Consider the following 23,227-nt stretch of genomic DNA (forward strand, 5'->3'; position numbering starts at 1 on the left):
ATTGAGTAATCTTGGCTTTATGGCTACTTTGCTTTGGTAGTGGCACGTACTATTGCGCTAAAAGCTTGAGGTTCACGGGCAGCAATTTCTGCTAGCATCTTGCGGTTGAGAGTAATATCAGATTTTTGAAGGCTAGCAATCAATTGAGAGTAGGTAGTACCTTCTTGGCGAGCCGCAGCATTAATTCGGGCAATCCAGAGTGATCGAAAGTCACGTTTTTTATTGCGACGATCTCGGTAGGCATAGCTTAATGATTTAAGTACAGCTTCATGCGCCTTACGATATGAAGCACGACGAGTGTGCCCCATACCCTTGGTCATCTTAAGAATCTTTTTATGTCGACGACGAGCGGTGACTGAACGTTTAACGCGCATTATTTGGCTCCCAGCATTTTTTTAATTGCTTTTACGTTAGCTGCTTCAATTGCGTGTTCCTTGGAGTACATACGCTTACGTGCGCCACTTTTAGCAATTAGCTTGTGGGTGCGGTATGCGCGACGTCGAAGTAGATTACCTTTGGCGGTAATCTTAAAGCGCTTTGCAGCGGTCTTGCGGGTCTTAACTTTTGGCATCTTTTTTCCTTGCTAATACTGTCGACATTTCTCGTCCGCTCAGAGCGATTTGTTGCTCAACGGTAGCTTCATCCGTAAGCTGCTCTACAAAACGTTCGAGAACACCACGACCCAGATCGGGGTGGGTGATCTCGCGGCCTCGAAAACGCAAATTGATGCGTACTTTATGACCTTGATCGAGAAACTTGCGGGCTGCCTTGACCTTAGTTTCGATATCATGCTTATCGGTTTTAAGTCCAAGACGAACCTGCTTTATGTCGGCTTGTTTTTGATTGCGTCGACTCTTCTGCAGGTGCTTATCCTGCTCGTAACGATACTTACCCCAATCGATGACGCGAACGACGGGTGGAGTTGACTGAGGAGCTACCTCAACTAGGTCGAGGCCCGCATTTTCGGCTTCCTGGAGGGCTTTCCCCAGAGAGACGATTCCGAGCTGTTCGGATTCCGCACCGATCAGACGCACCTCACGGGCTGTAATCTGACGATTGATGCGGATACGCTTCTTATTAATGCTTTCAGTACTCCTGTTCGTTTGTATGCATCATCATACCACTGAATAGCAGGAAAATCAATATTTTAGGATGTCGTTTTTACCAGTTATCATCTTGATTGAGAATTTTGATGGCTCAATTTGGAAATTTTTGATTGGATCCACTGAAAAAACGGAGCTTGAAAAGCTATAAGGAGCTTGAGTGAGTATCTTGGTGGCATGGATATGGAATATATCTTCACTGGCTTTCTGAATATTTTTAGTTCTCAACTGTTGTTCAAGAATATTGTCTTTGGTTTTATTAGCATTTAACACGGCTGTAGAAGAACTATATTTTTTTTCGGCTAAAACTGTTACCAGGTTCTGATCCTGATTGGTTATATCCTCGTGTACAGATATGGTGATTGCATCTACTGGAGCATCAATGCGCAGATTGCTACCTTGAGGGGTAGCTATGGTGAAGCGAGCTGGGGCACTGCTAATACCGGTATCGTTGACCAGCTTTAAAGTATGGGTGAACCATATCATGTCAGCGCATACAAAAGCTTTCTTCTCGATAATTTTACGTGCAGCAATAGCTTGCAAGGGGCGTTTAAGGCTATGCTCCATGTAGGGGGTTATGCGCCACGTTGCTGTTAGTTTTTCTGGCGGAGATATGTGGGCAAAAATTGGTATTGGTTTTTTATGTATCTGAGTAAGGCGGCATGATTCTGAGATGATTATGTCTAGCCAGTTAAAACTTCCGAGTGCGATGATGGTATCTGCTGAACTGGCTAGTATTTTCTCTAGATGTTCAGGTAGATTTGCACGATTTTGGATGGGGTGAATATCGATATCTAATCTGGTTGAGAGGGCGATTTTCTGGAGGAGGGGGGTAAGCTTTTGATTGTTGAAGGGGAGATCTGGCTCAATAAGTAGGCTATTCACTATGCTCGATCACTTTCTTATTGAGATTTTTAATACGAGCATCTACCTGGGCGCCAGCATCAACGCTAATTCGAGGTGTAATGATTATTCCGTGAACTTTTGCAGATTTTTTTACAACAACTGTATCTTCTCCATGGATTTCACCGTCAGAGTTACCCAAGATCGTTATACTTTTGGCTTTGAGATCTCCTTGAAAGTTACCATTTTCACTAATCTCGCAAAAGCCACCCGTTTGGATTCGACCAATAAATTCCCCATCTATTACGATATCTTCTTGCTCATTTAGTTGACCTTCGACTTTAGCTAGTGCAGAAAAGTAGAAACTAGCAGTTTGCCGATAATCAAAGGGTGATCTTTTAGTGGGCATGTGGATCACGTGGGTTTTGCTTAGTGGCCTTAGTCAGGGCAGCAGATTCTTCTTCGGATAGGTTATGTGAACTATGACCTTGTTGTACCGGCTTAGCATAGACACGCGTTCCGGTCCGAGCATGAATGCTTGAGAGAATATAGCCATTTCCCAAGCTATCAATAATTGCTAAGCAAAAGCTTTGATCTCCACCGGTGTCGTTGAAGGGATTAAAGCGTACAAAGCCCAGTCTTGTTCCGGCTTTTTCGGCTAGTATTGTAGTTTCTGTGAGGCTGGATTGAATTTGATCTATATCTTTTGCTTGTTTTTGAATTTTTTCAGCATATTGATTGAGGGCTCGCATAATTGGCTGTGGTTGAGTGTGTGAAAAAAAAATTCCAAATTCCTTCTCTATTTTCCGTACTTTAATACCAAGCCAGATACATGCACTGGCTAGTACTAATACGCAGATAAGTAAGATAATTTCCAACACCTTCCCCTTTAAAAAGTTAATCTATATTATAGTCTTTCAGGTGAGAACTTGGCAAGATAAGGAGGAGGACGTAGAATAGGGGAAGTATGAATGGAGGCAGATGTGGCTCGAAAAAAACAACATCTACGATATCAGGCTAAGAAAGGTCGTTCACAATCTATTAAAAGTGAATCGACTAAGCTTAGGAAACCAGATGTTAAAAGTGATAATGATGTAGTGAATACATCAAAAAACCTAAAGAAGAAGCATGATAATAGTGTACCTGCAGAAGTAACAAAATTATCGGATACTGAGACGAAATTTATTCGGAAGGAGATTATCTACATTGGGTTTATTAGTTTAGTATTGGTGATTTTTTATGTCATAATTTTTCTAGTTTTTAAATATACTTCAATCGACGAGTGGTTAAGTAGTTTTATTCAATTGGGGCAGTGATAGTCTGCGCCCTGTAGAGACTGTTCTTAAATTGGAGTGCTTCAGAAAGATGGGTGGCTTCAATAAGGGTAGAATCTTCCAGATCGGCAATGGTGCGTGCAACTTTTAGCGTGCGTGCGGCGCTACGTTGAGAAATGCCAAAGTGATTGAGGGCGGTTTCAATAAGTTTTTTAGCATCTGGGCTAACATTACAGATAGTGGAGAGTTTTTGTGGAGGAATATTATTATTTGTTTTGTATGGTTCATTGGTGAAGCGCTTACTCTGAATAACCCGAGCTTTTTCTATTCTTGTGCGTAGGTATTGAGAGTTAATAGTTTCCTCTACTGTCTCTAGTGGGCTGGATACAGAGGGGCTTGATATAAAGCAATGCATATCGAAACGGTCTAGTAGTGGGCCCGATATTCTACCTTGATAACGAGAGATTGCCGATGGACTACAGGTGCAACTCTGTTGTACGGAACCAAAGTAGCCACATGGGCAAGGATTCATGGCGCCCAGCAAGATAAAATTTGCAGGATAAGTAAGTGCAGTTTGGGCACGGGCAATATGAACTACATTATCTTCAATTGGTTGTCGGAGGGCTTCTAGGACGGAGCGTCTAAATTCTGGTAGTTCATCTAAGAAGAGGACTCCATGATGAGATAGTGTTACTTCGCCTGGCTTTGGTATTTGCCCACCACCAACGAGTGCCACATCACTGGCGGTATGGTGTGGTGAGCGCATGGGGCGCGCTAAAGAATACTGGTAGCTTTCATTGTATATACCATGTAGATAAGTGACTTCTGCTAGTTCTTCGGTATCAAGATCGGGAAGGATAGATGTGAAAGCATGAGCCAATAGGGTTTTTCCGCTTCCCGGCGGACCAATAAGGAGCACATTGTGTTCACCGGCGGCTGCAATTTCTAAGGCTCGCTTAGGCATCTGTAGGCCTTTAACACTCGAGAAGTCGGTGTAGGATGGCTGTTTGTTAGCCTGTGGTTTTGGAGCTGGATAATTAGGTTGGTTGTCTTCACTTGCGAGCCAGCGATATATTTCACGTAGGGTTTTTGCTCGTACAACTTGAATACCAGGGTTAATTTTGGCTGGTAGTGCTGGTGTGTCGTGGGCGATTACGATAGTTTCACAATCCAGCTTATTTGCCGTAATGATACTAGCGATAGTATCTCTTGTGGTGCGTAGCTCGCCATTCAGCGACAGCTCTGCAGCAAAAAAGATGCTATTTGGCTGTTCAGGGATCTGTTTGGAGGCTATCAGGATGCCGATGGCCATGGCTAGCTCAAAACCAGTGCCATGCTTGGCGGTATCGGCTGGTGCTAGATTGAGAACAATTTTTCGAGCCGGGAATTCAAGGCCACTGTTACGAATTGCGCTACGCAATCGTTCGCGTGACTCCTCTACACTTTTTGAAGGCAATCCAACCAGTGATATACCGGGTAAGCCGGCAAAAATATCGGCTTCTATAGTAATACGATGAGGTTTTGCGCCATAGTGTGTGATAGCGTGTGTTCGTGCTAGCATAGCTTGTGTACCTGATTAATTACGAACACTATACCGAACAAAAAATATATAAACAAGCTTGAGCGTTATACTTAACTTATCGATACCATTCAGCGGATGCTTCGGGTGGAATAGTATTAATTATGACGCCCGTCGAGACCTCTAGGCCACCCCAGGGTGAAACAACATTACGACCCTTAAATTTGAGAGTTATCCTCTGGTGGGCTACCAATCCCTCTTCTATTGAGAGGTTATAGTTAATGTTATTAGAGTTCAGTTTATAGGTAATTTGTTTCACTAGTGGTGCTAGGGTTGCGATTTCATGGCCTTCTAGGTCGCTGAGGTGGATTTTTTGGTACTTTGGCATAATCCAGGCCTCCATTTGCCACTGCGGTGCATAGGGAGAAAAAGCTAGCCAGTCATTATTTTCGGCGATAATACGAAGGTTCTCACGTTTTTCAAAGTGAATAATATCATCATATGGGTCACGACTATTGTCTAGTACGAATTTTTGGATGGTGTGGGCTTCTTCGCGCAGTCGAGGCGGCTCAAATGGTAGTGCAAAAATCTGAGAATGGGCATGCGCCAGTGAAGCACCTGCTTCATAGCCATCATTTCGAAAGATACTGACGTATTTAATGTGCGGCATGTCATGGAGAGCTTGAGAACGAGCTTGGTAGGTGAGGAGTATTTTTTCAATTTGCCCAACTGGTAATTCACCAAGTGCGGTATTACGTAGAGGGGTATCAATTACAATTTCTTGTGAGCCGTAGGCGTCAGGATTATCTATGGTGAGAGCAGGGAACTTATTGGCTACAACTTTTACAGCCCAGCCATCACCCCGTTCATTTGGGAGGGTATAGATTTCCTCTTGCAGGTCAAGACGAGGTGAACTGGAGGTCTCCACTAGGGGATGGTCGCTACTGACGGCATCATAGGGGCGCCCGGCACGTTTGGGTGCAATGAGAACATAATAATCGTGTATATAATCACGCCGAACCTCTGTTTTCATACCTTCTGTTTTTAAGTCTAATTGGTTATGCGATGAAGATGTGCTATTGGTGGACGATCCTTGCAGTGAGGATTCTTCAGGAGTATTGAATGGCTGTATTGGGGTTGGTGTAAAGTTGTTCATTACACTTATGATACCCGAAGCAGAGATAAAACGTAAGTACTATGAGTCTTGCGTAAGCCTTGCCGCAAGAAAGTGGAGGATAGTATAAGCTGCTTCAGGATGGCTAATCTCCGTCAGACGAGCAACATAGGCTTGGTAGTCTTTTTGAATCTCGCTAATAGCCGTGATAATTTCACTGCTTTTGCGAGCAATATGGCCAATTTTATAGCGTTCAACAAGCTCAGCGTTGCCTTCTTCTTGACCAGGGATAACTTTATTGATGATAAGTGGTTTTTTAGCAGCTATACATTCCATAACTGTCGAACCACCAGCTTTAGTAATGACGATGTCGCTTGCTTTAATGAGCTGTGGCATATTATTTGTCCAGCCAATTAGGTGTCTATTGGGGGTTTCCCAGAAATTATATTCTTTAATTTGACGATGTAATTCTTTATCTCGTCCAGTAACAACGACGAGAGTCATTTCAGGATAATGAGTGTCGATAGCTCGTATCACACGCAGTACATAAGGGGCGCGTAGGGCAGATGCACTGAACAATATTATTTTCCTATCTATTGATATGTGTTTTTTACTTAGTATTGATGTAATATCCTCATCATTATTCATAAAACTTTCATGCACAGGGTAGCCAAGAGAGAATATTTTATTATTACTTACACCAAGCTGATGGAGGCTAGAGGCTGTTGGTTCGTTAGCCACCAGATAAAAATCGCTATCAGGAATTGTCCAGGATGAATGAACTGAGATAGAGTCTGTAATGAGTGTAGCAAATTCTAGATTAGGAAATGACTTCTTTGAAATTTGCAAAGCCAGGTATTGCCAGACCGGATAGTTTGAAATTATAAGATCTGGATTATATGAAGATAGGAGGTTTTTAAGATGATTTTGCCTTAACGGGTAGCTCAGTAAGTTAGCAAGCCGAATTGGTGTATGGGTGATGTCGGTCGAAACATACATCCATTTATAAAGGGCGGGAAGGTGTTTTGTATTGATTTCGTATAGTTTCTTCGATGTTTTATTAAATAGTTTGCCAATTTCTTCAGAAAAATCGATAATTTTTACATCAATCAATAGCTCAGGGTGGTTGATAGCGACATTTTTTAAGGCCTTAGCTGTTGCGAGATGCCCCTGGCCAAATGATGATGATAGAATGAGTATTGTTTTTTTTACATCTTTACTCATGTTCTAGACAACCCTCTGATATATTTTTTCTAGCTTAGTAGCCTGATGGTCAATTGTGAATTTGGATGCTTTTTTATGTGCGGCATCACCCATCTTTTTGCGTAGCGTGGGGTTATGGGCGAGCTTTAAGATGGCTTGAGCAAAAGGTTCTGGTTTAGGTGGAGTTAGGATGCCGGATACATCGGCCTCTGCAACAAGCGAGATGTCGGGGTCTGAATAGATGAGTGGTATATGTGCATAAGCAGCTTCATTTAGTACAAGGGCTTGAGTGTCGGTCATGGATGGGAAGGCAAAGATGTCAGCGTAGGAATATCTATCCAGGGCTTCTTCTCTAGGCAATCCACCAGTTGTAACGGCAGCTCGTGCTAGGCCTAGCTCTCGGATACGAGCTCGCATACGCGGCAGATAGGGTCCAGGCCCTACCACGCATAATCTCAAGCTGGGATCTTTCTTATAGGCTATGGCAAAGGCCTTAAGAAGGACATTCATATTCTTTTCTTGCGCAACACGCCCAACATAAAGAACCGTTGTAGTTTTATCATCTTTATTCTTAGGGGCTTTTTTACGAGATGAAAATTCTTCTGGATTCATACCGGTTGGTAAGATTGTAATAGGGTGGGTCACACCATAACTCAGAAGTTTTTCTTTCATTTTTGCGGAAGGGACTATAGCTTCATCAAAGGCATCTACTGAGGTGCGAATAAGATTTTGCACCATTGATTGATTCCACTTATCAAATGATCGCTTAGGCTTCACTCCTTGTAGTGTTTCTGGCCAAGATTTTGGCTGATTAACTACTAGTGGACCAATTAATGATGCTGTGAGAATACCAGCCCACATACCACGATAGACTTTGGCATATTCTTCATAGTCGGTGTGGTAGCTAAAAACTGAAGGCATTTTATTCTCGGACATCAGGCGCATTCCAGCAAGGCCAGTTTGACCATTGGTGTGGAAGTGGTACAGATCAACATCTAGTTCTTTTATGATTCGGCCGTATTTTGGTGTTAGGATGCCGTCGCGCAAGCCCTTATGCCAAACACTTGGGATAGATGGAAGGCGAATGACATCAGGATGGTCATTGACTGGCTGATCACTGGCTGGAGCTACAATATAAATACGGTGGCCACGTTTGCGTAGAGCGTCAGCAAAAAGATCGATGGCAGCCGTTACACCATTTAGTGATGGTGTATAAAAGTCGGTAAAAAATACAATCTTCATGAGTAGTCACCAATCAAGCTTTTGTATAGAGTCTTATAGCGATGTACTAGTGTTTCAGATGCATAGCGTAGAGCTAGCTCTTCTGATAATTTTTGTTGTTTTTTATACAACTTATTGTCTGTGATGAGTTTTTTTATGATCGCAGTAAATTCTTTATTCGTTTTGGCGTGCTGGTAAGTGCCGGAAAAGATATCTTTATATACCGGAATATCGCGCAATATAACGGGGAGTCCGCAGGCTGCAGCTTCTACTACCACGAGGCCAAATGTTTCTTGGTAAGATGGTAGCCAAAATACATCTGCTAGGTGATATAGTTTACGCGCTGTTTCAAGCTCAACAACGCCAGTAAAGGTTACGTTATTAGGTGCCGAGGCCATCATTTGCTCCATATCGGAAGTTTTATCGGCGAACTTACCAAAAGGAATTCCGCCAATCCATAAAAAATGATAGTCAGTTAGTTGTTCTGCCACTAAGCGCCAATCGGCAACTCCTTTGCGAGGTTGAACCTGGCCACTACAGACAATAACCGGCTTATCGGCCGGTACGTTAAAATGCCGGCGTAGAGAGGATAATTCATGTTCGGCTGGTCGATTAAAATTTGATAATTCAATCATATTTGGGATAACACTCATCGGTTTTCGAATACCGAGCTCTCGTAACTCCATTTCTGTATTAGGGCTGACGCAGATAATATGGTCGGCTTGGCTATAAACAAATTTAAGATATTTTTTTGCTAGAGGTGCCCAAAGCTTTGCGCCCTTTAGGCTGCCTATGAATGAACCTGGAGTAACATGGGCATTGATGATACGGCCTTGTTTAGCCAGCTTGAACTTCCGCCAACCATAGGGCCCGACTGTGTGTACGTGTACAATGTCTGACGGACGCTTGGAGTTAATCTTGACGCTGTATGGGGTGTATTTTTTAAGGGCGCTAACGTGTTCCTCGAAGGCAGTATGGACGCCATGCCCCCGCACCGTAAAGACGCTTTCGCTCACAACATTTACGCTAATTGGTTTCATACCTAAAATCCTACCATATTACAGCTAAGAAAGCTTATGCCTTTACGAAATATTTAATAAATGGCATAATAGATGGTCTTGGGGCTGACATTAGCTTCGACAGAGTGATCATTGACAGGCATATCTCGCAAGCCGGGTTGAGATGAACGTTATCCGTCTCATATCAATAAGTGTAAACTCACTTGTTAGCAAGGTACGCAGTGCTTTTGTAGCACCCGCTCTTGCACCAGCTTTCGCTTAATTCGTGGAAGCCATCCTGTAAGCTCATACTAGCTAGAGCTTCAATGGGTGTCATATCTTTGCTAGTTGCTTCAAGGCGTGTTCTGTGTCCGCGTTTTGACTAAGACTTTAGATATCGGGAAAGGCGTGAGGATTGGTTCGTTTTTGTCTCGCTGTCTTTCTAAAACAAGTTAAGCGAACTAAGCTTGTAGTGAGTATGCGTGGCACACACTGGACGAGGGTGCGATTCCCTCCAGCTCCACCAAAAGGGACTTTCGAGCATTTCGGAGGTCTTTTTTGTTTATTAAATTTAATGATTGTGCTGGCTTGAGCCTTAGGCTGCTTGAGCTTCTGTAATAATTTTTTAAATGCCATAATTAATTATTCATCAATACATACTATGTTATGATGACATACTTTACTTATATATTATATCAGTAGTTATTAGGATTGCTGCATGGTGAGTGATGGTAATTTGTGTAGGTTTGTAATTAAATTTAGTATATTGTTGTAAAAAATATCACACTATATTATTCTATACTATACTATAGATGTACCTTGTAGAGAAAGGAAGATGGCATGACGATGCCGGTCGATCTGGTTTTGGTCCGACATGGACAATCCGAACAGAACTTAGCTGTGCAAGCGGCTAAAAATGGCGATATAAGCCTCATTACAGACGAATATCGGCAAACTCCAGATTCGCAGTTTCGACTTTCGGCCAAAGGTCGTGATCAAGCTCGGGAAACGGGTGAGTGGTTACGGCATAATGGGCTTGGCTATTTTGAGCGTCGCTATGTTTCAGACTATGTTCGAGCTAAGGAAACAGCCGGCTATTTGCAGCTGATGGGTCCAGATTGGTACGTAGATCCTTCCTTGCGTGAGCGTGAATGGGGTTCTCTGGAAGGTTTGAGCTGGGAGGACTTAGAAGACAAGATAAGGCATGATGCGCAAGTGCGACACAAGGACCCGTTTTACTGGGTACCCCCGAATGGTGAATCGATCGCGCAATTGACAGTGCGCTTGCGTATACTGCTCGATACATTGCATCGTGAGTGTAGCGATATGCGTGTTGTTGTGGTGTGTCACGGTGAGGTGATGTGGGCCCTGCGTTTTATGCTTGAACGCATGTCGGTTACTACCTGGGAAGCACTAGAGTCCTCTCAAGAACCTGGTGTGGCAATCTATAATTGCCAGATTTTGCATTACACGAGGCGGGATCCGGAGTCGGGGGCATTGGCGCCACATTTGGATTGGATGCGCTCACTCTGTCCTTGTCAGCCACCCAACAATGGTCCTGGTTGGCAGAGGATTGTACGCGAAACTTTCTCAAATGATGAGCTTTTGGATCAGGCAAGCAAATCTCCTCATCTTTTTAGAGTGAATTACTAGAGCCTGTGGGCGACTTTTAAAGGGTCGCCTTTTTATATTAATAACCTGGTGTTAATTAGTAATTGTTATGATCTTTTCTCGAGCCATACTTTGAATGCCGGTAGTTGTAGTGAGGTAGTTTTGAATAATCCAAGTACCTGGTATTAGGTTTGCACTATATATGTCTTGCTGAAGGTTTCGTGTACCAACTGGATTAAAGTTTGGTGTAATAGTGACTATTTGGTTTGTCTGCTGGTTAATAGCTCGTGTTGTACACAATACATCGTTAGTGTAAGAGGTACAGGTAGAGTTGAATTTATCATATTCATATCCATCTAAGACTTTATCCAGTTGAGAGAGTGATATGAGTGATGTTGATATGGGTGATCCATATAATGATGTAGCTGATACATCATTAAGTGCTGATAAGGTATTAAGCAGGCCATACCCATAGTATTTCGTGAAATTTGCTCCACCCATTGGTGTGAGTTTTGTGGCGGTGCTTATTAAGGCATTATTTACTTGAGCTGGCGTAAGGGTTGGATTTTGAGACAATAGTAGGGCCACGGCACCAGCCACCAATGGACTTGAAAATGATGTGCCATTAAGTCCACAAGTGTTGAGTCCGGTAGTAGCTGTGTTGGTCCAAATCACCGAACACAAGTTTACGCCAGGTGCTACTATATCTAGATTGGTTCCGTAGCTAGAAAAACCAGCAAGGCCATTGGCTGCATTGGTTGCACCAACAGCGATAACGCTTGGATAGCGTGCAGGGTAAGAGACGCAGTCACAACCATCATTACCAGATGCAGCAATCACAATAACTCCATTTTGGGTTGCGTAATCAATTTGCTCAGAAACTAAAGGGTCGTCAGAGTTAGTACCAAGGCTCATGTTGATAATATTCACTCCTTGATCTACTGCGTAGCGTATACCCAGGGCAACACTTATTGTGTCACCATCGCCACTATCATCTAGGACTTGGACCGGTAGCACTTTGGACCCCCAGCTCATACCAGATCCCCCAATACTATTATTGGCTCGCCCAGCGATTAGGCTGGAGACAGCTGTACCGTGGTAGGCAGCGCTAGAATTTGGAGTAAACTGACCGGCAGCCACATTATTACTATCACTAACAAAATTCCAACCCCTATAGTTATCGATGTAGCCGTCATTATCATCGTCGATATTATTACATCGTTTATCTAGAGTTAAGGAGCGACTAGTGCAGTTAGGGGTAGGGCCTTCACTGGCTGTAATACCTAATTCATTACTGTTTTCGGCCCACTTACCTGTAAGGTCGGTGACATTCAGACCAAAGCCAGTATCAATAACAGCTGTAGTGATATTTGCATTACCAGTTTGATGGTTCCAGGCTGGTAGGGTATTGGTACTACTGAAGTGCCACTGGTTGGCTTGCAGAGGGTCTGTCGGTGTAAGTAGTGCCTTATATGGTTGGTTTACAAAGCTATCCATACCAGAATGCGCAATCAGGTTGGCCGCGCGTACGCTGTAGGCGTTAAGTTCTGGAAGTGGCGTGAGCTCCGATGCGGAAAGGTTGTTTTGGGCAAGAAAAGTTTGCTTAACTCGGTCATTTTGGAAACGCACAACATGTGTGGTTACTTTTGTGGCCATGGATGGGGCGACAACAGGTGGTATGGCGCTGGTAGTTGGGTAAGGTGTTGGTGTGTTTGATTGCTTCGCTTCAGAGTTTTGAGACAGCGGTGCGTGAGCCGGCGGTGCAAGCGATCGAGGCACCGTCTGTATGATACTGAGACTTATTACGAGAGACAGAACAACAACTCTAGATAGCCATCTCCATATGAGTAGGTTGGTATTTTTGTTTGGGTTTATGGGTTTGTTGCCAGGATTTTTGTATGGTTTGAGCATATGTATATTCATTGCGTGCTTTTATATGGAGGATTGTTTTAGTATTATCCTCACTTTATACCTCTATTGCTTTTGAAGCAACACTACTTATGCTTTTTATATGATTATTTGAGATAAATAAGTATTCAATTTGTGGTATAGTAAATAGTGATCTAGCATAAGCATTTATTTAATCATGGCCAACAAGAAAAAGAATAATCAGCACGAGTATGTCAATTCAGTCGACGGTTTGCGTCGGGCTGAGCCTGTCTTACGGGTGGAAAGCTCGAGTGTGGTTGAGGTAGATGAAGTCACGCGGTTGGAGTTAATCGGGAAATGGCTACGAAAGACTGTACCATCTATAATCCTCCAACTAAAATCTATAGCTCTCCAGCTAAAAAGCATTGTGAGTACTGTAAGGCTACATATCTTGGAAATTTTTACTAGGATTACTGCTCGTATCCCTAGAGTTAGACTGCCAAGATTTGCTGTGAGTAACAGAGTGAGAAGTGTTGTAGCGAGTACATCATTAGTATTTATGGTGTTATTGATGTTCTTTAATCTGGGTATTGGAAATATTGCTCAAGCCTTTGACACTTTTAGTCAGTCAGATTGGAGTGGAGGAGTTGGGGCGAGTCCAGTTAATCAATACAGTGAAAAAGATAATGTTGTAACTACTACACCAAATAGAATAGACATAGATAGTCAGCAGAATACTAATTGGTGCGCGACAGCAAATTGCAATAACCAGTGGCAATATAGAAAGAAGGTTATATTATCCGACTACAGCGGTAATATAGTGGCTCAGAGCAGTCTGCAGTATGAGGTTACTCTAGACTACACGGCAAATATGAAATCTGATTTTAGTGATATTAGGTTCGTAAATGAGCTGGGTGGAGCCGATATACCGTTTACTTTAATCTATAAAACAGACAGTCAATCGGCTAAATACATTGTAAAAATATCAGTAAGTGGCGGGGTGGCAGACAAAGAGTTGTATGTTTACTATGGAAACTCTTCGGCGGTAGGCTTCGATAACCGTACCGGCACTATGGACTGGGCGGATGACTTTAGGAGTGGCACATGTGCTAAGATCCTGAATTGTAGCCAGGTGGGTCTGGTAGTTGGCAATGGAGAGCTGTCGTCTATACAGGATCATCAGTCGATCGAAGCAGCCCTATCTGGTAAGACGTTTGACAGGGCGATAAACAGGGTCTTTGAATATGATTTTCAATATGATTTTTCTAGCCTGACTGACTGTAGCGATGGTGGTTATAGTATGGCATCTAACTTCGGAGGTAATACTTATGACAAGTATTCGAACTTAGGTACATACATACGTAGAGGTAGCTGTGACCGTGATGTTTTCGGTAGTTTTAATTATGTCTCAATGAGAGATGATTCTATTGGTTACGAAAATGGTGGCTGGCTTGAAAATTGGGATAATCCGAGTCCAAAAGCTAGTTTTAATAGCCTTGAGTGGGCACGACTTCGGATGGTGAGCTATCCAGGGAGTGGAATGGATTTTTTTCTTAGTAAAGATAATGGTAAGACATTTAATAAGATAAATATAGCTCCGTATAGTTCGAGTAATTTAACTTTTGATATACACAGGTTTGAATTGTATACATCTAGCAATGCAAGTAGTCTATCCCTAAAGATAAGAAATATGCAGGCGTATTCGATACCTTCTCTGGCCGCACCGCCAGTTTATCTGGGCGTGGAAGAAAAACTCGGTGGCTACACGGGGGTGATCGCGTCAGCCGAGATAGACCTTAGTGCCTCGGGGGCTTACTTTGGAGCGATTACGGCCAGCACGGTTGGTAGTGGTAAAGTTAGCTTCCTAATCTCTGGATCTGCAACGGCTGGTGGTACAAAAACATTTGCCGAAGCTGGTAGTTGTGGCTGGATAAATAATGGCGCGCTAGCTAGTGCTAGCAAATGTCTAGAGCCAAATACAAGGTACGTAAAATATTTTGCGGTATTGCAAGATGATGATGGTGTGCGTGACTTATCTGTGACTAATATCGGCCTAGAATACGGCATGGATAATACCGACCCGAATGGGGCGACAAACATTATCGCCAAACGAGATAGCGTGTTGGGGGCACAAATCACAACGGGCTGGATAAATACGATACCATACTTTAGCTGGAGCACGGCTACGGATAATCCTGGTGGTAGTGGTATTGGTGGATATTGTGTGTATTTTGGTACGGATCAGACGGCAGATATGGCTACGACATCCGGGTTGTTGCCTAGCAGTGGTCCGGTGAATACAAATGGTCTATGCCATTATGCGACAGCCGATGCTAGCCTTAGTTTGTCTGATATTAATTTGCAGGGTAGCCTAGACTCTGGGCAAACTTACTACTTTAAGATTCGATCCTTCGACCAGTCTGGCAATATGTCAGGTGAGGAAGTATACCAGCTAGGCTATGATACCGAAGAGCCTGAGTTTAATACCTTGGCAACAGGACCAAATGGCGCTGTGAATTCACCGCTTGCTAATATCAACTGGCTAACGACACCACCGGCAAGTGCGGATGATAGTGGAGGGTCTGGCATCGCGGGTGTCAGATATTGTGTCAATTATTTTGGTAGTGTGCTCCCGGAATGTAATATCGAAACTGGAGGTGGCGAAGATACCCCGGACTGGATATGGTTTGGGGCTTCGGGCAATCCGGGCGGACTATATGATTTATCGGATACCATTCCATTTACAGATGGAGGATTTCAGATATCCACGAACGCACTTTCTCATTTGACGAATGAAGGCATAAATTATGCCTATGTCGTATTGCTTGATAGAGCTGGTAATGTTGGCGGTGGTGGCGTGGGTTATATTAATACCACCCAACAGACTGCTTCACCACCCCGAAATCTAGTAGTATCTCCGCCTATTAGCAGTCAGAACCAGTTCTCTTTTAGCTGGGAGGCGCCTTCCAGCCTGACCGGTCCAGCTAGTGAGGTAGATTACTGCTGGACTGTAAACGCTCCAATATTGCAGGACGCTAGCAATTGTAATTGGACTGGCAAGGGAATTACCCAGCTGGCGAATGGTGCTTATGCGACGCAGCAGGGGGAGAATACGATGTATGTTATGGCGAAAGATCAATCGCAGAACTTCTCGAATATGAATGTGGCAACGGTAAAATTTACAGCATTTACGACAGCACCAGGTGCTCCGCAAAATCTTGAGCTGTCTGATGTGTCTACTCGGGCGACTGCGAGCTGGAAAATTGCCCTAAGCTGGAGCGCGCCACAGCTGCCGGGTTCCGGTGTGACAGGCTATAAGATTTATAGGTCTACCAATAATGTAGATTTTACTGAAGTCGGCACCACGTCAAATACCAATCTTAGCTTTATAGATTCTGGTCTCTCGCAAACTGACTACTATTATTATGTAAAAGCCTGCGATAGCGCTAATAGCTGTGGTGTAGCCAGTAATACTGAGATAGAGTATCCGAGTGGTCGATATACCACACCAGCTCGACTAACCGATGACACCGATCAGCCGAAAATCCGAGATATCGGTACGCGTAAAGCTACAGTTTATTGGTTTACTGACCGAGCAAGTGATTCTAAGATAGCTTATGGTACCGCGCCTGGACAGTATTTCCCTGAAGAGGTCGGTAATTCGGCACAAATTTCTACACATGTTGTAAATCTTACAAATCTTGAGCCTGGTAAAACATATTATTATGTAGCTCGGTGGACAGATGAAGATGGCAATATGGGGGTTTCCACAGAGAGATCTTTCACAACGCTACCAGCGCCAACCGTAAAGGAAGTTTCGGCATCAAATCTGACCATAGGTTCTGCTGTAGTTAATTTTACAACTGATAATGCACATAAGGCTAATGTATATTTTGGAGCCAATGATGCCTTTGGTGGCGTGAAGAGTGTTAATACTTCAACATCATCTTCTAGCTATAGTTTAAGTTTGGATAATCTGCGGGATGGGCAGAAATACTACTTTAAGATCAGTACGGTCGATGCCGATGGCTATGAATATCAGGGAGATATTTATAGCTTTACCACACCAGCTCGTCCACGGATTATAAATTTGCGCTTTGATACGGTCGAAGGTGAGCCAAGTAGCACCCAGAAGATTGTTTGGACGACCAATGTTCCGACTACTAGTGAGGTGGTGTATGGTCTGAGGGATGGTAAGCAGATCGAAGCCGTAGACTCGGTGCTTGTGGTGGAGCATGAGATGGTGGTTCGTGGACTTGAAGACGATGCGGATTATCAGCTAGTTGCCCGCTCGCGCGATGCTGCTGGCAATCTGGCAATATCTGATCGGCAATCTTTCCAGACTGCCGAGGACACGCGTGCTCCAAAGATTAGTAACTTGAAGATTGAGACAGATATTCGTGGATCCGGAGGCGAAGCTCGAGGCCAGGTGATTGTGTCTTGGCGCACCGATGAGCCGGCGACCAGCCAAGTAGCCTTTGCTAAGGGTCGCACCGATGAGCTAAGTAATCGATCACAACAAGATACACGTCTAACGACTGAGCATGTGGTGGTGGTGTCAGATCTGACGACCTCGAGTATTTATCAGGTTCAGGCGGTCTCATCTGATAAGGCTGGTAATGAGTCATCTTCGGATGCTCAAACTGCAATCATTGGTCGTGGTACAGACAGTATTTTTAGCGTTATCTTTAATGCCCTGCAAGCAATCTTCGGCTTTGGGGATTCTAGTATATGAGTCAGGCACTAGTAGAGTTTCAAAAGGTGTCGCGTGATTTTAGGGCGGTTGATGGCACGATAAGTGTTTTAAAAGATATAAACTTTAAGGTGGAGACTGGTAGCTTTACGATTATCTATGGACCTTCTGGTAGTGGCAAGACGACGATTTTAAATATGATCTTGGGGCTTTTACCGCCAACCAAAGGGGATGTTGTGGTAAGCGGAGAGAAGTTATATGGTTTGACACAAGATGGTCGTGCAAAATTCAGGGCAGCCCATTATGGTATTGTGAGTCAGGTTAATAACTGGATATTGAGTATGAATGTACAGGAGAATGTGGCACTTCCGCTGTATCTCTCGGGAACTCCACGGCATAAGGCAATGCGAAAAGCAGCCGATAGTATTGAGCGGGTAGGACTGACGAAATATATGCATTATAACCCAGCGGTGTTGTCGGTTGGTCAACAGCAACGTATTTCGATGGCGCGGGCGACAGTTAAAACGCCACGGCTTTTAATTGCTGATGAGCCTACTGGTAACCTCGATACGACAAATGGCGACATGATAATGCAGCTCATGACTAGCTTTAGAAATCATGAGAATACAACCGTAATACTGGTGACTCATAATTTGAGTTATCTTTCATTGAGTAGTCATCGACTCTTCTTGAAAGACGGCGTTTTATCAGTGGATGAGGGTGGCTTCCAGCTAGAAGAAGAGCGTCGACGTATGTTGATGACAAGCTTTTTGGAGGCTAATAAAACGGACACTGCTCAACAGGGCAAGGCGGCGTCTGTGAAGAAAGGCGGCAAGCGTGGCTGAGCGTAACCATAAAACCAATGAGAAAGCGAATGAATTGAAGGTTATGCCTAGGCTAAAAAAGCACCGATTTAAGAGAGAAGGCGTGGTGGCAACATCCATTCTGGTGCGTATGGCGGCCCAGAATCTTTTCTTTAAGAGGCTACGAACTACGCTGACCATTCTTGGCGTGGTGATTGGTATTGGTGCGGTGATATTTTTGCTCTCGTTTGGGTATGGTTTGCAGAATTTAGTTAGCCGTCAAGTGATTGGGGCAAAATCGGTTAAGAGTATTGATGTCAATAAGCCACGCTCGACAGCCATTAAATTTGATGGTGAAAATATTACTCGGCTCAAAAATATTGGTTCGGTGGAATCGGTGGCTCGCGTTTTTACCGAAGCTGCTAAAGTAAAATCGGGTAGCTCACAGATTGATTCGGTGCTGTTTGGCGTTGATTCAGAATATCTAAACCTAGCCTCCGTACGCGTGGTGACTGGCAAAAGTTTATTGGCGGGCGGCTCGACGGATGAGACCCTAATCAATACTTCACTTGCAAGAGCAGTGGGCTTACCACAAGGCGATGAGGTACTCGGCAAGGTGATTAATATGAGTTTTGATGTTGTGCAGGCTGATGGGGTCAAGAAAACTGTTCAGAAGGACATGAGAATTATCGGCCTTGTTGAAGGGAGTGGGGGTGCTGAAGTTTTTGTGCGTAGTCAGCTATTTATTGATAATGGTGCCCAAGATGCCGGTCAAGTAAAGATACTGGCAACTGATCGGGCGGCTGTACCGCAGATTCGTAAGGAGATTGAAAGTATTGGCTTCGCTACCGCGTCACCACTTGATACTCTAGACCAGATTTCTCAGGTGTTCGGTTTGCTACAGATGGTCTTTATTGGTTTTGGAGGGATTGGTATGGTGATTGCGATACTCGGGATGTTTAACACGCTGACTATTTCTTTATTGGAGAGGACTCGGGAAATTGGGCTCCTGATTGAGTTTGGTGCGCGACGACGAGATATTAAACGGCTATTTATCATTGAGTCTTTAATGTTATCAATATTGGGTGGCCTAATTGGGTTAATTAGTGCCTTCATGCTCGGTAAGATCGCTGATGTGGCAATTAGTAGCTTTGCGCGTAGTCGAGGAGTGCAGGAGTCGGTGTCAGCTTTTATGGTGACACCTCAGTTAGCAATTATGACGTTGGTATTGAGCGCATTGTTTGGGCTGGCGGTTGTTTATTTTCCGGCGCGTCGGGCATCACGAATTGATCCGATTGACGCATTGCGTTACGAATAATTTTTTTGAGACTAGTCGCACAATTAATTTGGGTACGACTTTTTTATTTTGAGCCAAGAACTTTGACTGAGCTCTAGTATTAATTATTTTTGTAGCTTTGATTAATGACGTGTTGGTATGCAGTTTGTAAAATATATTCTGCGCGTGAATAAGTTAAGAAGAGAATAAAAAGTATGCAATAAAAAAACCAGGTTAGGGGGTTGTGGGGACCATCCTAACCTGGAGAATTTTCTTGTGTGTTTGTTTTTGAGTAATATATGTGTGCAGCAGCACTACATCGATAATACGTCTTATACATAAGCTTTGTCAACAAAAAAGCTGTGGAAAACCACAACTTTTTTGTTGGGAGGGGATTTTACAGGTTAGCTATCCTGGGAGGCACTAACAAATTCATCTTTTGGGCTAGACTTAGATGATTGAAGCTGTCCGTGACGAGCTTCGGCGCAAGCCTTAGTGAGGTCATAGTAGGTTTTTTGTGCGGCATCAATATTTTCTGGTTTTCCAGACCATACTTTCATGGCGGGGTCTTGTACGGCGCGCGAGAACGAGAAGGTAATTGGCCAAGGTTGTTTGCCACTAGTGCCGATGGTTTGCAAATTATCGCGGGCTTGCTCCGGAGATTGACCACCGGACAGGAAGACCACACCACCCATAGATGCTGGGACTGCTTGGTTGAGTACAGCTAGTGTTTGTTCGGCAACTTCTTGAGTAGACGAGGTAGTACCAGATTGCTTACCGGCTAGCACCATACTGGTCTTCACAATACAGCCAGTTAGATCGACGCGGTAAGCTTTAAGCATTTGAGCAAGAAGGCTTAGGGTGGCTTCCGTTACGTCATGAGCTTGCTGGAGGCTCTGAGGGCCGTCATAGAGCACTTCTGGCTCAACAATAGGCACTATGTTGGCTGACTGGCATAGGCTTGCGTAGCGTGCCATTGTATGCAAATTAGAGTGCAATGCAGTCTGTGTTGGGGTGGTGTCGGAAATCTGAAAGGCAGAGCGCCATTTTGCAAAGCGAGCTCCAAGATCATAATACTCAGTCAGTCGGCCAGCCAGTCCGTCTAGACCTTCAGTGATTGTCTCTGGCTTAAAATTATCGAGTTCGACCAAGCCCTGATCTACTTTAATGCCAGGAATAATGCCCTTGTCGCTAAGATATTTTGGAAAAGGTATGCCGCTATCAGTTGCTTGTCGAATAGTTTCATCATAGAAAATGACTCCAGATAAGTATTTTTCAATACCGGGTGTCGTGATAAGCATTTGCCGATACTGCCGACGCGTTTCTTCGGTGCAGGGGATAGCTAGGCTATCAAATCGTTTTTGCGCACTTTTACTGCTTTCATCGGCGGCAAGAATTCCCTTAGAATCGGCAAATAATGCTTGTACAGTTTCTTGTAGTTGACCCATATATACTTCCTTATTAGTTGTTATGCTTATTCTACTTAAAGTTAATAGTTTTGGTCAAACTACCCATACAGACTTCGAGAGAAATCTTTAAAATTTACATATATTATGTGCTATAGAATATATGTTATGTATTAAATTTACGCTTTGCTTCAAGCGCAACATCAATTTTCATGGTTTTTTTGCGACTGGCTTCACGCTTGTCATAGTGCTTTTTACCTCGAGCAAGTGCAATATCAATTTTAATACGCCCACGATCCAGACCGATAGCTAAAGGTATGACAGATAGTCCAGCGCCTTTTTTCTCAGCTTCCAAGCGGTCAATTTGCTTGCGGTGGAGTAATAACTTACGTGATCGAGTTGGATCGTATTCTTTAAGGTTTGTAGCATGACTATAGCGTCGAATATGGGCATTGACTAGATAGGCCTCGTGATTATTGAAGTGCACAAAGCTGCCTTTAAGGCTTATTTGACCAGAGCGAATACTTTTCACTTCATGCCCCAAGAGCGATAAGCCTGCCGTAAAGGTTTCTAATATTTCATAGTCGTAGTAGGCTCGACGATTTTTGGCAATAACTTTCATATAGCTATTATACCTGGTTTGGAGCTAATCTATCAGATATAATATAGATGATATGTTTTTACGCAAATATCAGGATATTCTTAAAGATTTACACTCAAGTATTGAGGTGGTGCTAGGCGGGCAAGCTGAATTTGCTGAATTTGCCCAATCGGTATCATTTTGCGACATACGCTTTGGTGACCTCGCAACGAACATTGCCTTGCAGAAATCTAAATTATTAAAGCGTCATCCTCGTGATTTGGCTCAGCAGGTTGTTGATCAGATTAATAAAGATGGTAGGTTTGCAATTAGTGAAGTTGCGGGGCCTGGATTTATTAATATACGACTACATGAGAAGAGCTACATCAAGCTTTTTCAGGCACTTGAGGCAGAATTCTATACTTCACAAATTGGTAATGGGCGGCGTGTAAATCTGGAATTTATCAGTGCTAATCCAACTGGTCCACTTGTTTTGGTGAATGCTTGGGGTGGTTATTATGGTGATATTTTAGCTTCGTGCTATCAAAGCCAAGGTTATGAGGTGCAACGCGAGTACTATCTTAATGATGGTGGAAACCAAATTACTCAACTTGGCAGAGCAGTTCAGCGAGCTGCTGGTGCTAAGTTTAGCTCTGAGCAAGCTAAGGAGTTATATCGGGGTGAATATATAGATAGTCTGGCGGTGGAATTTATAAAAGACTATGGCGATGCTAATAGCTTAATCCAGGCTGACCCGCAAGAAGTTGGAGATAAGGCGCAGGCGCAGATTTTAGAGCAATACATTAAACCTACTCTTAAACGTTTGGGTATTAATCACGATAAAGTTTATCCTGAAACTCAGCTTGATAATCAGACTACCATTGAGAGATTAAGGCAGGCAGGGGCCATTCTAGAGAAAGAAGGGGCTATTTGGTTGAGTGGAGAGAAGGCTGGCCTAGACAAGGATGAGGTACTCGTGCGTTCAACTGATGGCCAAGAAACCTATTTCTTAAAAGATATTACATATCAATTAACTAAATTAGAAGATCGGCGCTTTGACAGAGCAATTACAATTGTTGGGCCTGACCACCATGGACAGGAGCAACGACTATTGGCGGCCCTACGTCTCTTGGGGCATGATGGGTTTGTGCCACTTTGGACACAAACAGTCCGCCTAACTAAAGACGGGCAAGAGTTTAAGATGAGTAAACGTCGAGGAAATTACATCGTTTTGGATGAATTTTTAGATATTGTACCAACTGATACGGCTCGCTTCTTCTTTGCTTTACGTGATACGAATAGTCATTTAGATTTGGATCTAGACTTGCTTGCTACTCAAAATAAGCATAATCCACTATTTTACGTAATGTACTCTTATGTTCGAGCTGGTTCAGTGTTAGACAAGGTTGATGCGGTTGATGAGCCGAGTGAGATCGAGCTAGACGAGACTCAGAAGCAAATTTTACGAAGTTTTATCGAGATTGCTCAATTAATCGGGCAGACAACAGAGACCCAGCAAGTCCACCATGTTCTACATAAAATGATTGAGGTTGCCCGTTATTTTCATGATTGGTATGAAAATAACCCAGTTATTAATGAGGGTGATGGCGATTTGCGCCGTAGTCGAATATATTTCCTGCAAAAGTATCGCATAGCTCTTGCAACCCTATTCGATTTGATTGGCATTGAAGCGCAAGAGAAAATGTAGCTCAAC

Annotated in this window: 20 protein-coding genes and 1 other RNA gene; 7 read left to right on the forward strand and 14 right to left on the reverse strand. The window is 43.5% G+C overall.

The window, feature by feature from the left end; all coding sequences use genetic code 11:
• Positions 1 to 23 precede the first annotated feature (23 nt).
• The 6 genes from rplT to IPM44_00870 are packed head-to-tail and all read right to left on the reverse strand — an operon-like array spanning position 24 to position 2,824.
• A complete protein-coding gene (gene rplT / locus IPM44_00845; GenBank protein QQS27363.1) occupies positions 24 to 377 on the reverse strand; it encodes a 50S ribosomal protein L20 in 354 nt (117 codons plus the stop codon).
• Positions 374 to 571 (reverse strand): 50S ribosomal protein L35, encoded by a 198-nt coding sequence (gene rpmI / locus IPM44_00850; protein QQS27111.1) that lies wholly within the window; start codon positions 569 to 571, stop codon positions 374 to 376. The genes rplT and rpmI overlap by 4 nt, the downstream gene beginning before the upstream one ends.
• A complete protein-coding gene (locus IPM44_00855; protein ID QQS27364.1) occupies positions 558 to 1,082 on the reverse strand; it encodes a translation initiation factor IF-3 in 525 nt (174 codons plus the stop codon). Before IPM44_00855 ends, rpmI begins: the two co-directional genes overlap by 14 nt.
• Before the next feature lie 57 nt (positions 1,083 to 1,139).
• Positions 1,140 to 1,988, reverse strand: coding sequence for a hypothetical protein (locus IPM44_00860; protein QQS27112.1), 849 nt, complete (start codon positions 1,986 to 1,988; stop codon positions 1,140 to 1,142).
• On the reverse strand, positions 1,981 to 2,355 hold the full coding sequence (locus IPM44_00865) for a polymer-forming cytoskeletal protein (GenBank protein ID QQS27113.1): 375 nt from the start codon (positions 2,353 to 2,355) through the stop codon (positions 1,981 to 1,983). The genes IPM44_00860 and IPM44_00865 overlap by 8 nt, the downstream gene beginning before the upstream one ends.
• The gene (locus tag IPM44_00870) at positions 2,345 to 2,824 is read right to left on the reverse strand and encodes a DUF4446 family protein (GenBank protein QQS27114.1); all 480 of its coding nucleotides are present in this window, start codon (positions 2,822 to 2,824) and stop codon (positions 2,345 to 2,347) included. Before IPM44_00870 ends, IPM44_00865 begins: the two co-directional genes overlap by 11 nt.
• 105 nt (positions 2,825 to 2,929) lie before the next feature.
• On the opposite strand from IPM44_00870, the gene IPM44_00875 reads away from it, so the two are divergent.
• Positions 2,930 to 3,262: a hypothetical protein gene (locus IPM44_00875; GenBank protein QQS27115.1), complete on the forward strand. Its 333-nt coding sequence runs from the start codon at positions 2,930 to 2,932 to the stop codon at positions 3,260 to 3,262.
• Here IPM44_00875 and IPM44_00880 read toward each other — a convergent pair.
• The 5 genes from IPM44_00880 to IPM44_00900 form a co-directional block, all read right to left on the reverse strand.
• The gene (locus IPM44_00880) at positions 3,243 to 4,781 is read right to left on the reverse strand and encodes a YifB family Mg chelatase-like AAA ATPase (GenBank protein ID QQS27116.1); all 1,539 of its coding nucleotides are present in this window, start codon (positions 4,779 to 4,781) and stop codon (positions 3,243 to 3,245) included. The genes IPM44_00875 and IPM44_00880 overlap by 20 nt on opposite strands.
• A 76-nt stretch (positions 4,782 to 4,857) precedes the next feature.
• Complete coding sequence (locus tag IPM44_00885) at positions 4,858 to 5,772, reverse strand: DUF4921 family protein (GenBank protein QQS27117.1); 915 nt, start codon at positions 5,770 to 5,772, stop codon at positions 4,858 to 4,860.
• Positions 5,773 to 5,934: 162 nt separating this feature from the next.
• A complete protein-coding gene (locus IPM44_00890) occupies positions 5,935 to 7,077 on the reverse strand; it encodes a glycosyltransferase (protein QQS27118.1) in 1,143 nt (380 codons plus the stop codon).
• Positions 7,078 to 7,080: 3 nt separating this feature from the next.
• Positions 7,081 to 8,298 carry a glycosyltransferase gene (locus IPM44_00895; protein ID QQS27119.1) on the reverse strand — a complete coding sequence of 406 codons (1,218 nt, stop codon included), beginning with the start codon at positions 8,296 to 8,298 and terminating at the stop codon, positions 7,081 to 7,083.
• Complete coding sequence (locus IPM44_00900) at positions 8,295 to 9,317, reverse strand: glycosyltransferase family 4 protein (protein ID QQS27120.1); 1,023 nt, start codon at positions 9,315 to 9,317, stop codon at positions 8,295 to 8,297. Before IPM44_00900 ends, IPM44_00895 begins: the two co-directional genes overlap by 4 nt.
• Before the next feature lie 80 nt (positions 9,318 to 9,397).
• On the opposite strand from IPM44_00900, the gene ssrA reads away from it, so the two are divergent.
• Together ssrA and IPM44_00910 are read left to right on the forward strand one after the other, a co-directional pair.
• Positions 9,398 to 9,801, forward strand: a transfer-messenger RNA (tmRNA) gene (ssrA, locus tag IPM44_00905).
• Between the two features lie 314 nt (positions 9,802 to 10,115).
• Positions 10,116 to 10,928: a histidine phosphatase family protein gene (locus IPM44_00910; GenBank protein QQS27121.1), complete on the forward strand. Its 813-nt coding sequence runs from the start codon at positions 10,116 to 10,118 to the stop codon at positions 10,926 to 10,928.
• A 51-nt stretch (positions 10,929 to 10,979) separates the two neighbouring features.
• On the opposite strand, the gene IPM44_00915 is transcribed toward IPM44_00910, so the two are convergent.
• Positions 10,980 to 12,665 carry a S8 family serine peptidase gene (locus IPM44_00915; GenBank protein ID QQS27122.1) on the reverse strand — a complete coding sequence of 562 codons (1,686 nt, stop codon included), beginning with the start codon at positions 12,663 to 12,665 and terminating at the stop codon, positions 10,980 to 10,982.
• A gap of 307 nt (positions 12,666 to 12,972) precedes the next feature.
• On the opposite strand from IPM44_00915, the gene IPM44_00920 reads away from it, so the two are divergent.
• Genes IPM44_00920 through IPM44_00930 form a run of 3 tightly spaced genes read left to right on the forward strand, consistent with a single transcriptional unit; the run spans position 12,973 to position 19,569 of the window.
• A complete protein-coding gene (locus tag IPM44_00920) occupies positions 12,973 to 17,490 on the forward strand; it encodes a DUF2341 domain-containing protein (GenBank protein QQS27123.1) in 4,518 nt (1,505 codons plus the stop codon).
• Entirely contained in the window at positions 17,487 to 18,293 is an 807-nt protein-coding gene (locus tag IPM44_00925; GenBank protein QQS27124.1) for an ABC transporter ATP-binding protein, read from the forward strand. Before IPM44_00920 ends, IPM44_00925 begins: the two co-directional genes overlap by 4 nt.
• A 43-nt stretch (positions 18,294 to 18,336) precedes the next feature.
• Complete coding sequence (locus IPM44_00930) at positions 18,337 to 19,569, forward strand: ABC transporter permease (GenBank protein ID QQS27125.1); 1,233 nt, start codon at positions 18,337 to 18,339, stop codon at positions 19,567 to 19,569.
• Positions 19,570 to 19,931: 362 nt separating this feature from the next.
• Here IPM44_00930 and IPM44_00935 read toward each other — a convergent pair whose 3' ends face one another.
• Together IPM44_00935 and smpB are read right to left on the reverse strand one after the other, a co-directional pair.
• The gene (locus IPM44_00935) at positions 19,932 to 20,975 is read right to left on the reverse strand and encodes a fructose-bisphosphate aldolase class I (protein QQS27126.1); all 1,044 of its coding nucleotides are present in this window, start codon (positions 20,973 to 20,975) and stop codon (positions 19,932 to 19,934) included.
• Between the two features lie 124 nt (positions 20,976 to 21,099).
• A complete protein-coding gene (smpB, locus tag IPM44_00940) occupies positions 21,100 to 21,555 on the reverse strand; it encodes an SsrA-binding protein SmpB (GenBank protein QQS27127.1) in 456 nt (151 codons plus the stop codon).
• A 52-nt stretch (positions 21,556 to 21,607) separates the two neighbouring features.
• On the opposite strand from smpB, the gene IPM44_00945 reads away from it, so the two are divergent.
• Positions 21,608 to 23,221: an arginine--tRNA ligase gene (locus IPM44_00945; protein ID QQS27128.1), complete on the forward strand. Its 1,614-nt coding sequence runs from the start codon at positions 21,608 to 21,610 to the stop codon at positions 23,219 to 23,221.
• Positions 23,222 to 23,227: the final 6 nt, after the last annotated feature.

The sequence above is a fragment of the bacterium genome (genome assembly GCA_016700035.1).
Taxonomy (GTDB): Bacteria; Patescibacteriota; Saccharimonadia; order CAILAD01.

What these genes read in the sequence shown, in the direction of transcription:
- rpmI (QQS27111.1), bottom strand. Translation starts at nt 571, where the DNA reads ATGCCAAAAGTTAAGACCCGCAAGACCGCTGCAAAGCGCTTTAAGATT.
- IPM44_00865 (QQS27113.1), bottom strand. Translation starts at nt 2,355, where the DNA reads ATGCCCACTAAAAGATCACCCTTTGATTATCGGCAAACTGCTAGTTTC.
- IPM44_00880 (QQS27116.1), bottom strand. Translation starts at nt 4,781, where the DNA reads ATGCTAGCACGAACACACGCTATCACACACTATGGCGCAAAACCTCAT.
- IPM44_00885 (QQS27117.1), bottom strand. Translation starts at nt 5,772, where the DNA reads ATGAAAACAGAGGTTCGGCGTGATTATATACACGATTATTATGTTCTC.
- IPM44_00890 (QQS27118.1), bottom strand. Translation starts at nt 7,077, where the DNA reads ATGAGTAAAGATGTAAAAAAAACAATACTCATTCTATCATCATCATTT.
- IPM44_00895 (QQS27119.1), bottom strand. Translation starts at nt 8,298, where the DNA reads ATGAAGATTGTATTTTTTACCGACTTTTATACACCATCACTAAATGGT.
- IPM44_00900 (QQS27120.1), bottom strand. Translation starts at nt 9,317, where the DNA reads ATGAAACCAATTAGCGTAAATGTTGTGAGCGAAAGCGTCTTTACGGTG.
- IPM44_00910 (QQS27121.1), top strand. Translation starts at nt 10,116, where the DNA reads ATGACGATGCCGGTCGATCTGGTTTTGGTCCGACATGGACAATCCGAA.
- IPM44_00920 (QQS27123.1), top strand. Translation starts at nt 12,973, where the DNA reads ATGGCCAACAAGAAAAAGAATAATCAGCACGAGTATGTCAATTCAGTC.
- IPM44_00925 (QQS27124.1), top strand. Translation starts at nt 17,487, where the DNA reads ATGAGTCAGGCACTAGTAGAGTTTCAAAAGGTGTCGCGTGATTTTAGG.
- IPM44_00930 (QQS27125.1), top strand. Translation starts at nt 18,337, where the DNA reads ATGCCTAGGCTAAAAAAGCACCGATTTAAGAGAGAAGGCGTGGTGGCA.
- IPM44_00935 (QQS27126.1), bottom strand. Translation starts at nt 20,975, where the DNA reads ATGGGTCAACTACAAGAAACTGTACAAGCATTATTTGCCGATTCTAAG.
- smpB (QQS27127.1), bottom strand. Translation starts at nt 21,555, where the DNA reads ATGAAAGTTATTGCCAAAAATCGTCGAGCCTACTACGACTATGAAATA.
- IPM44_00945 (QQS27128.1), top strand. Translation starts at nt 21,608, where the DNA reads ATGTTTTTACGCAAATATCAGGATATTCTTAAAGATTTACACTCAAGT.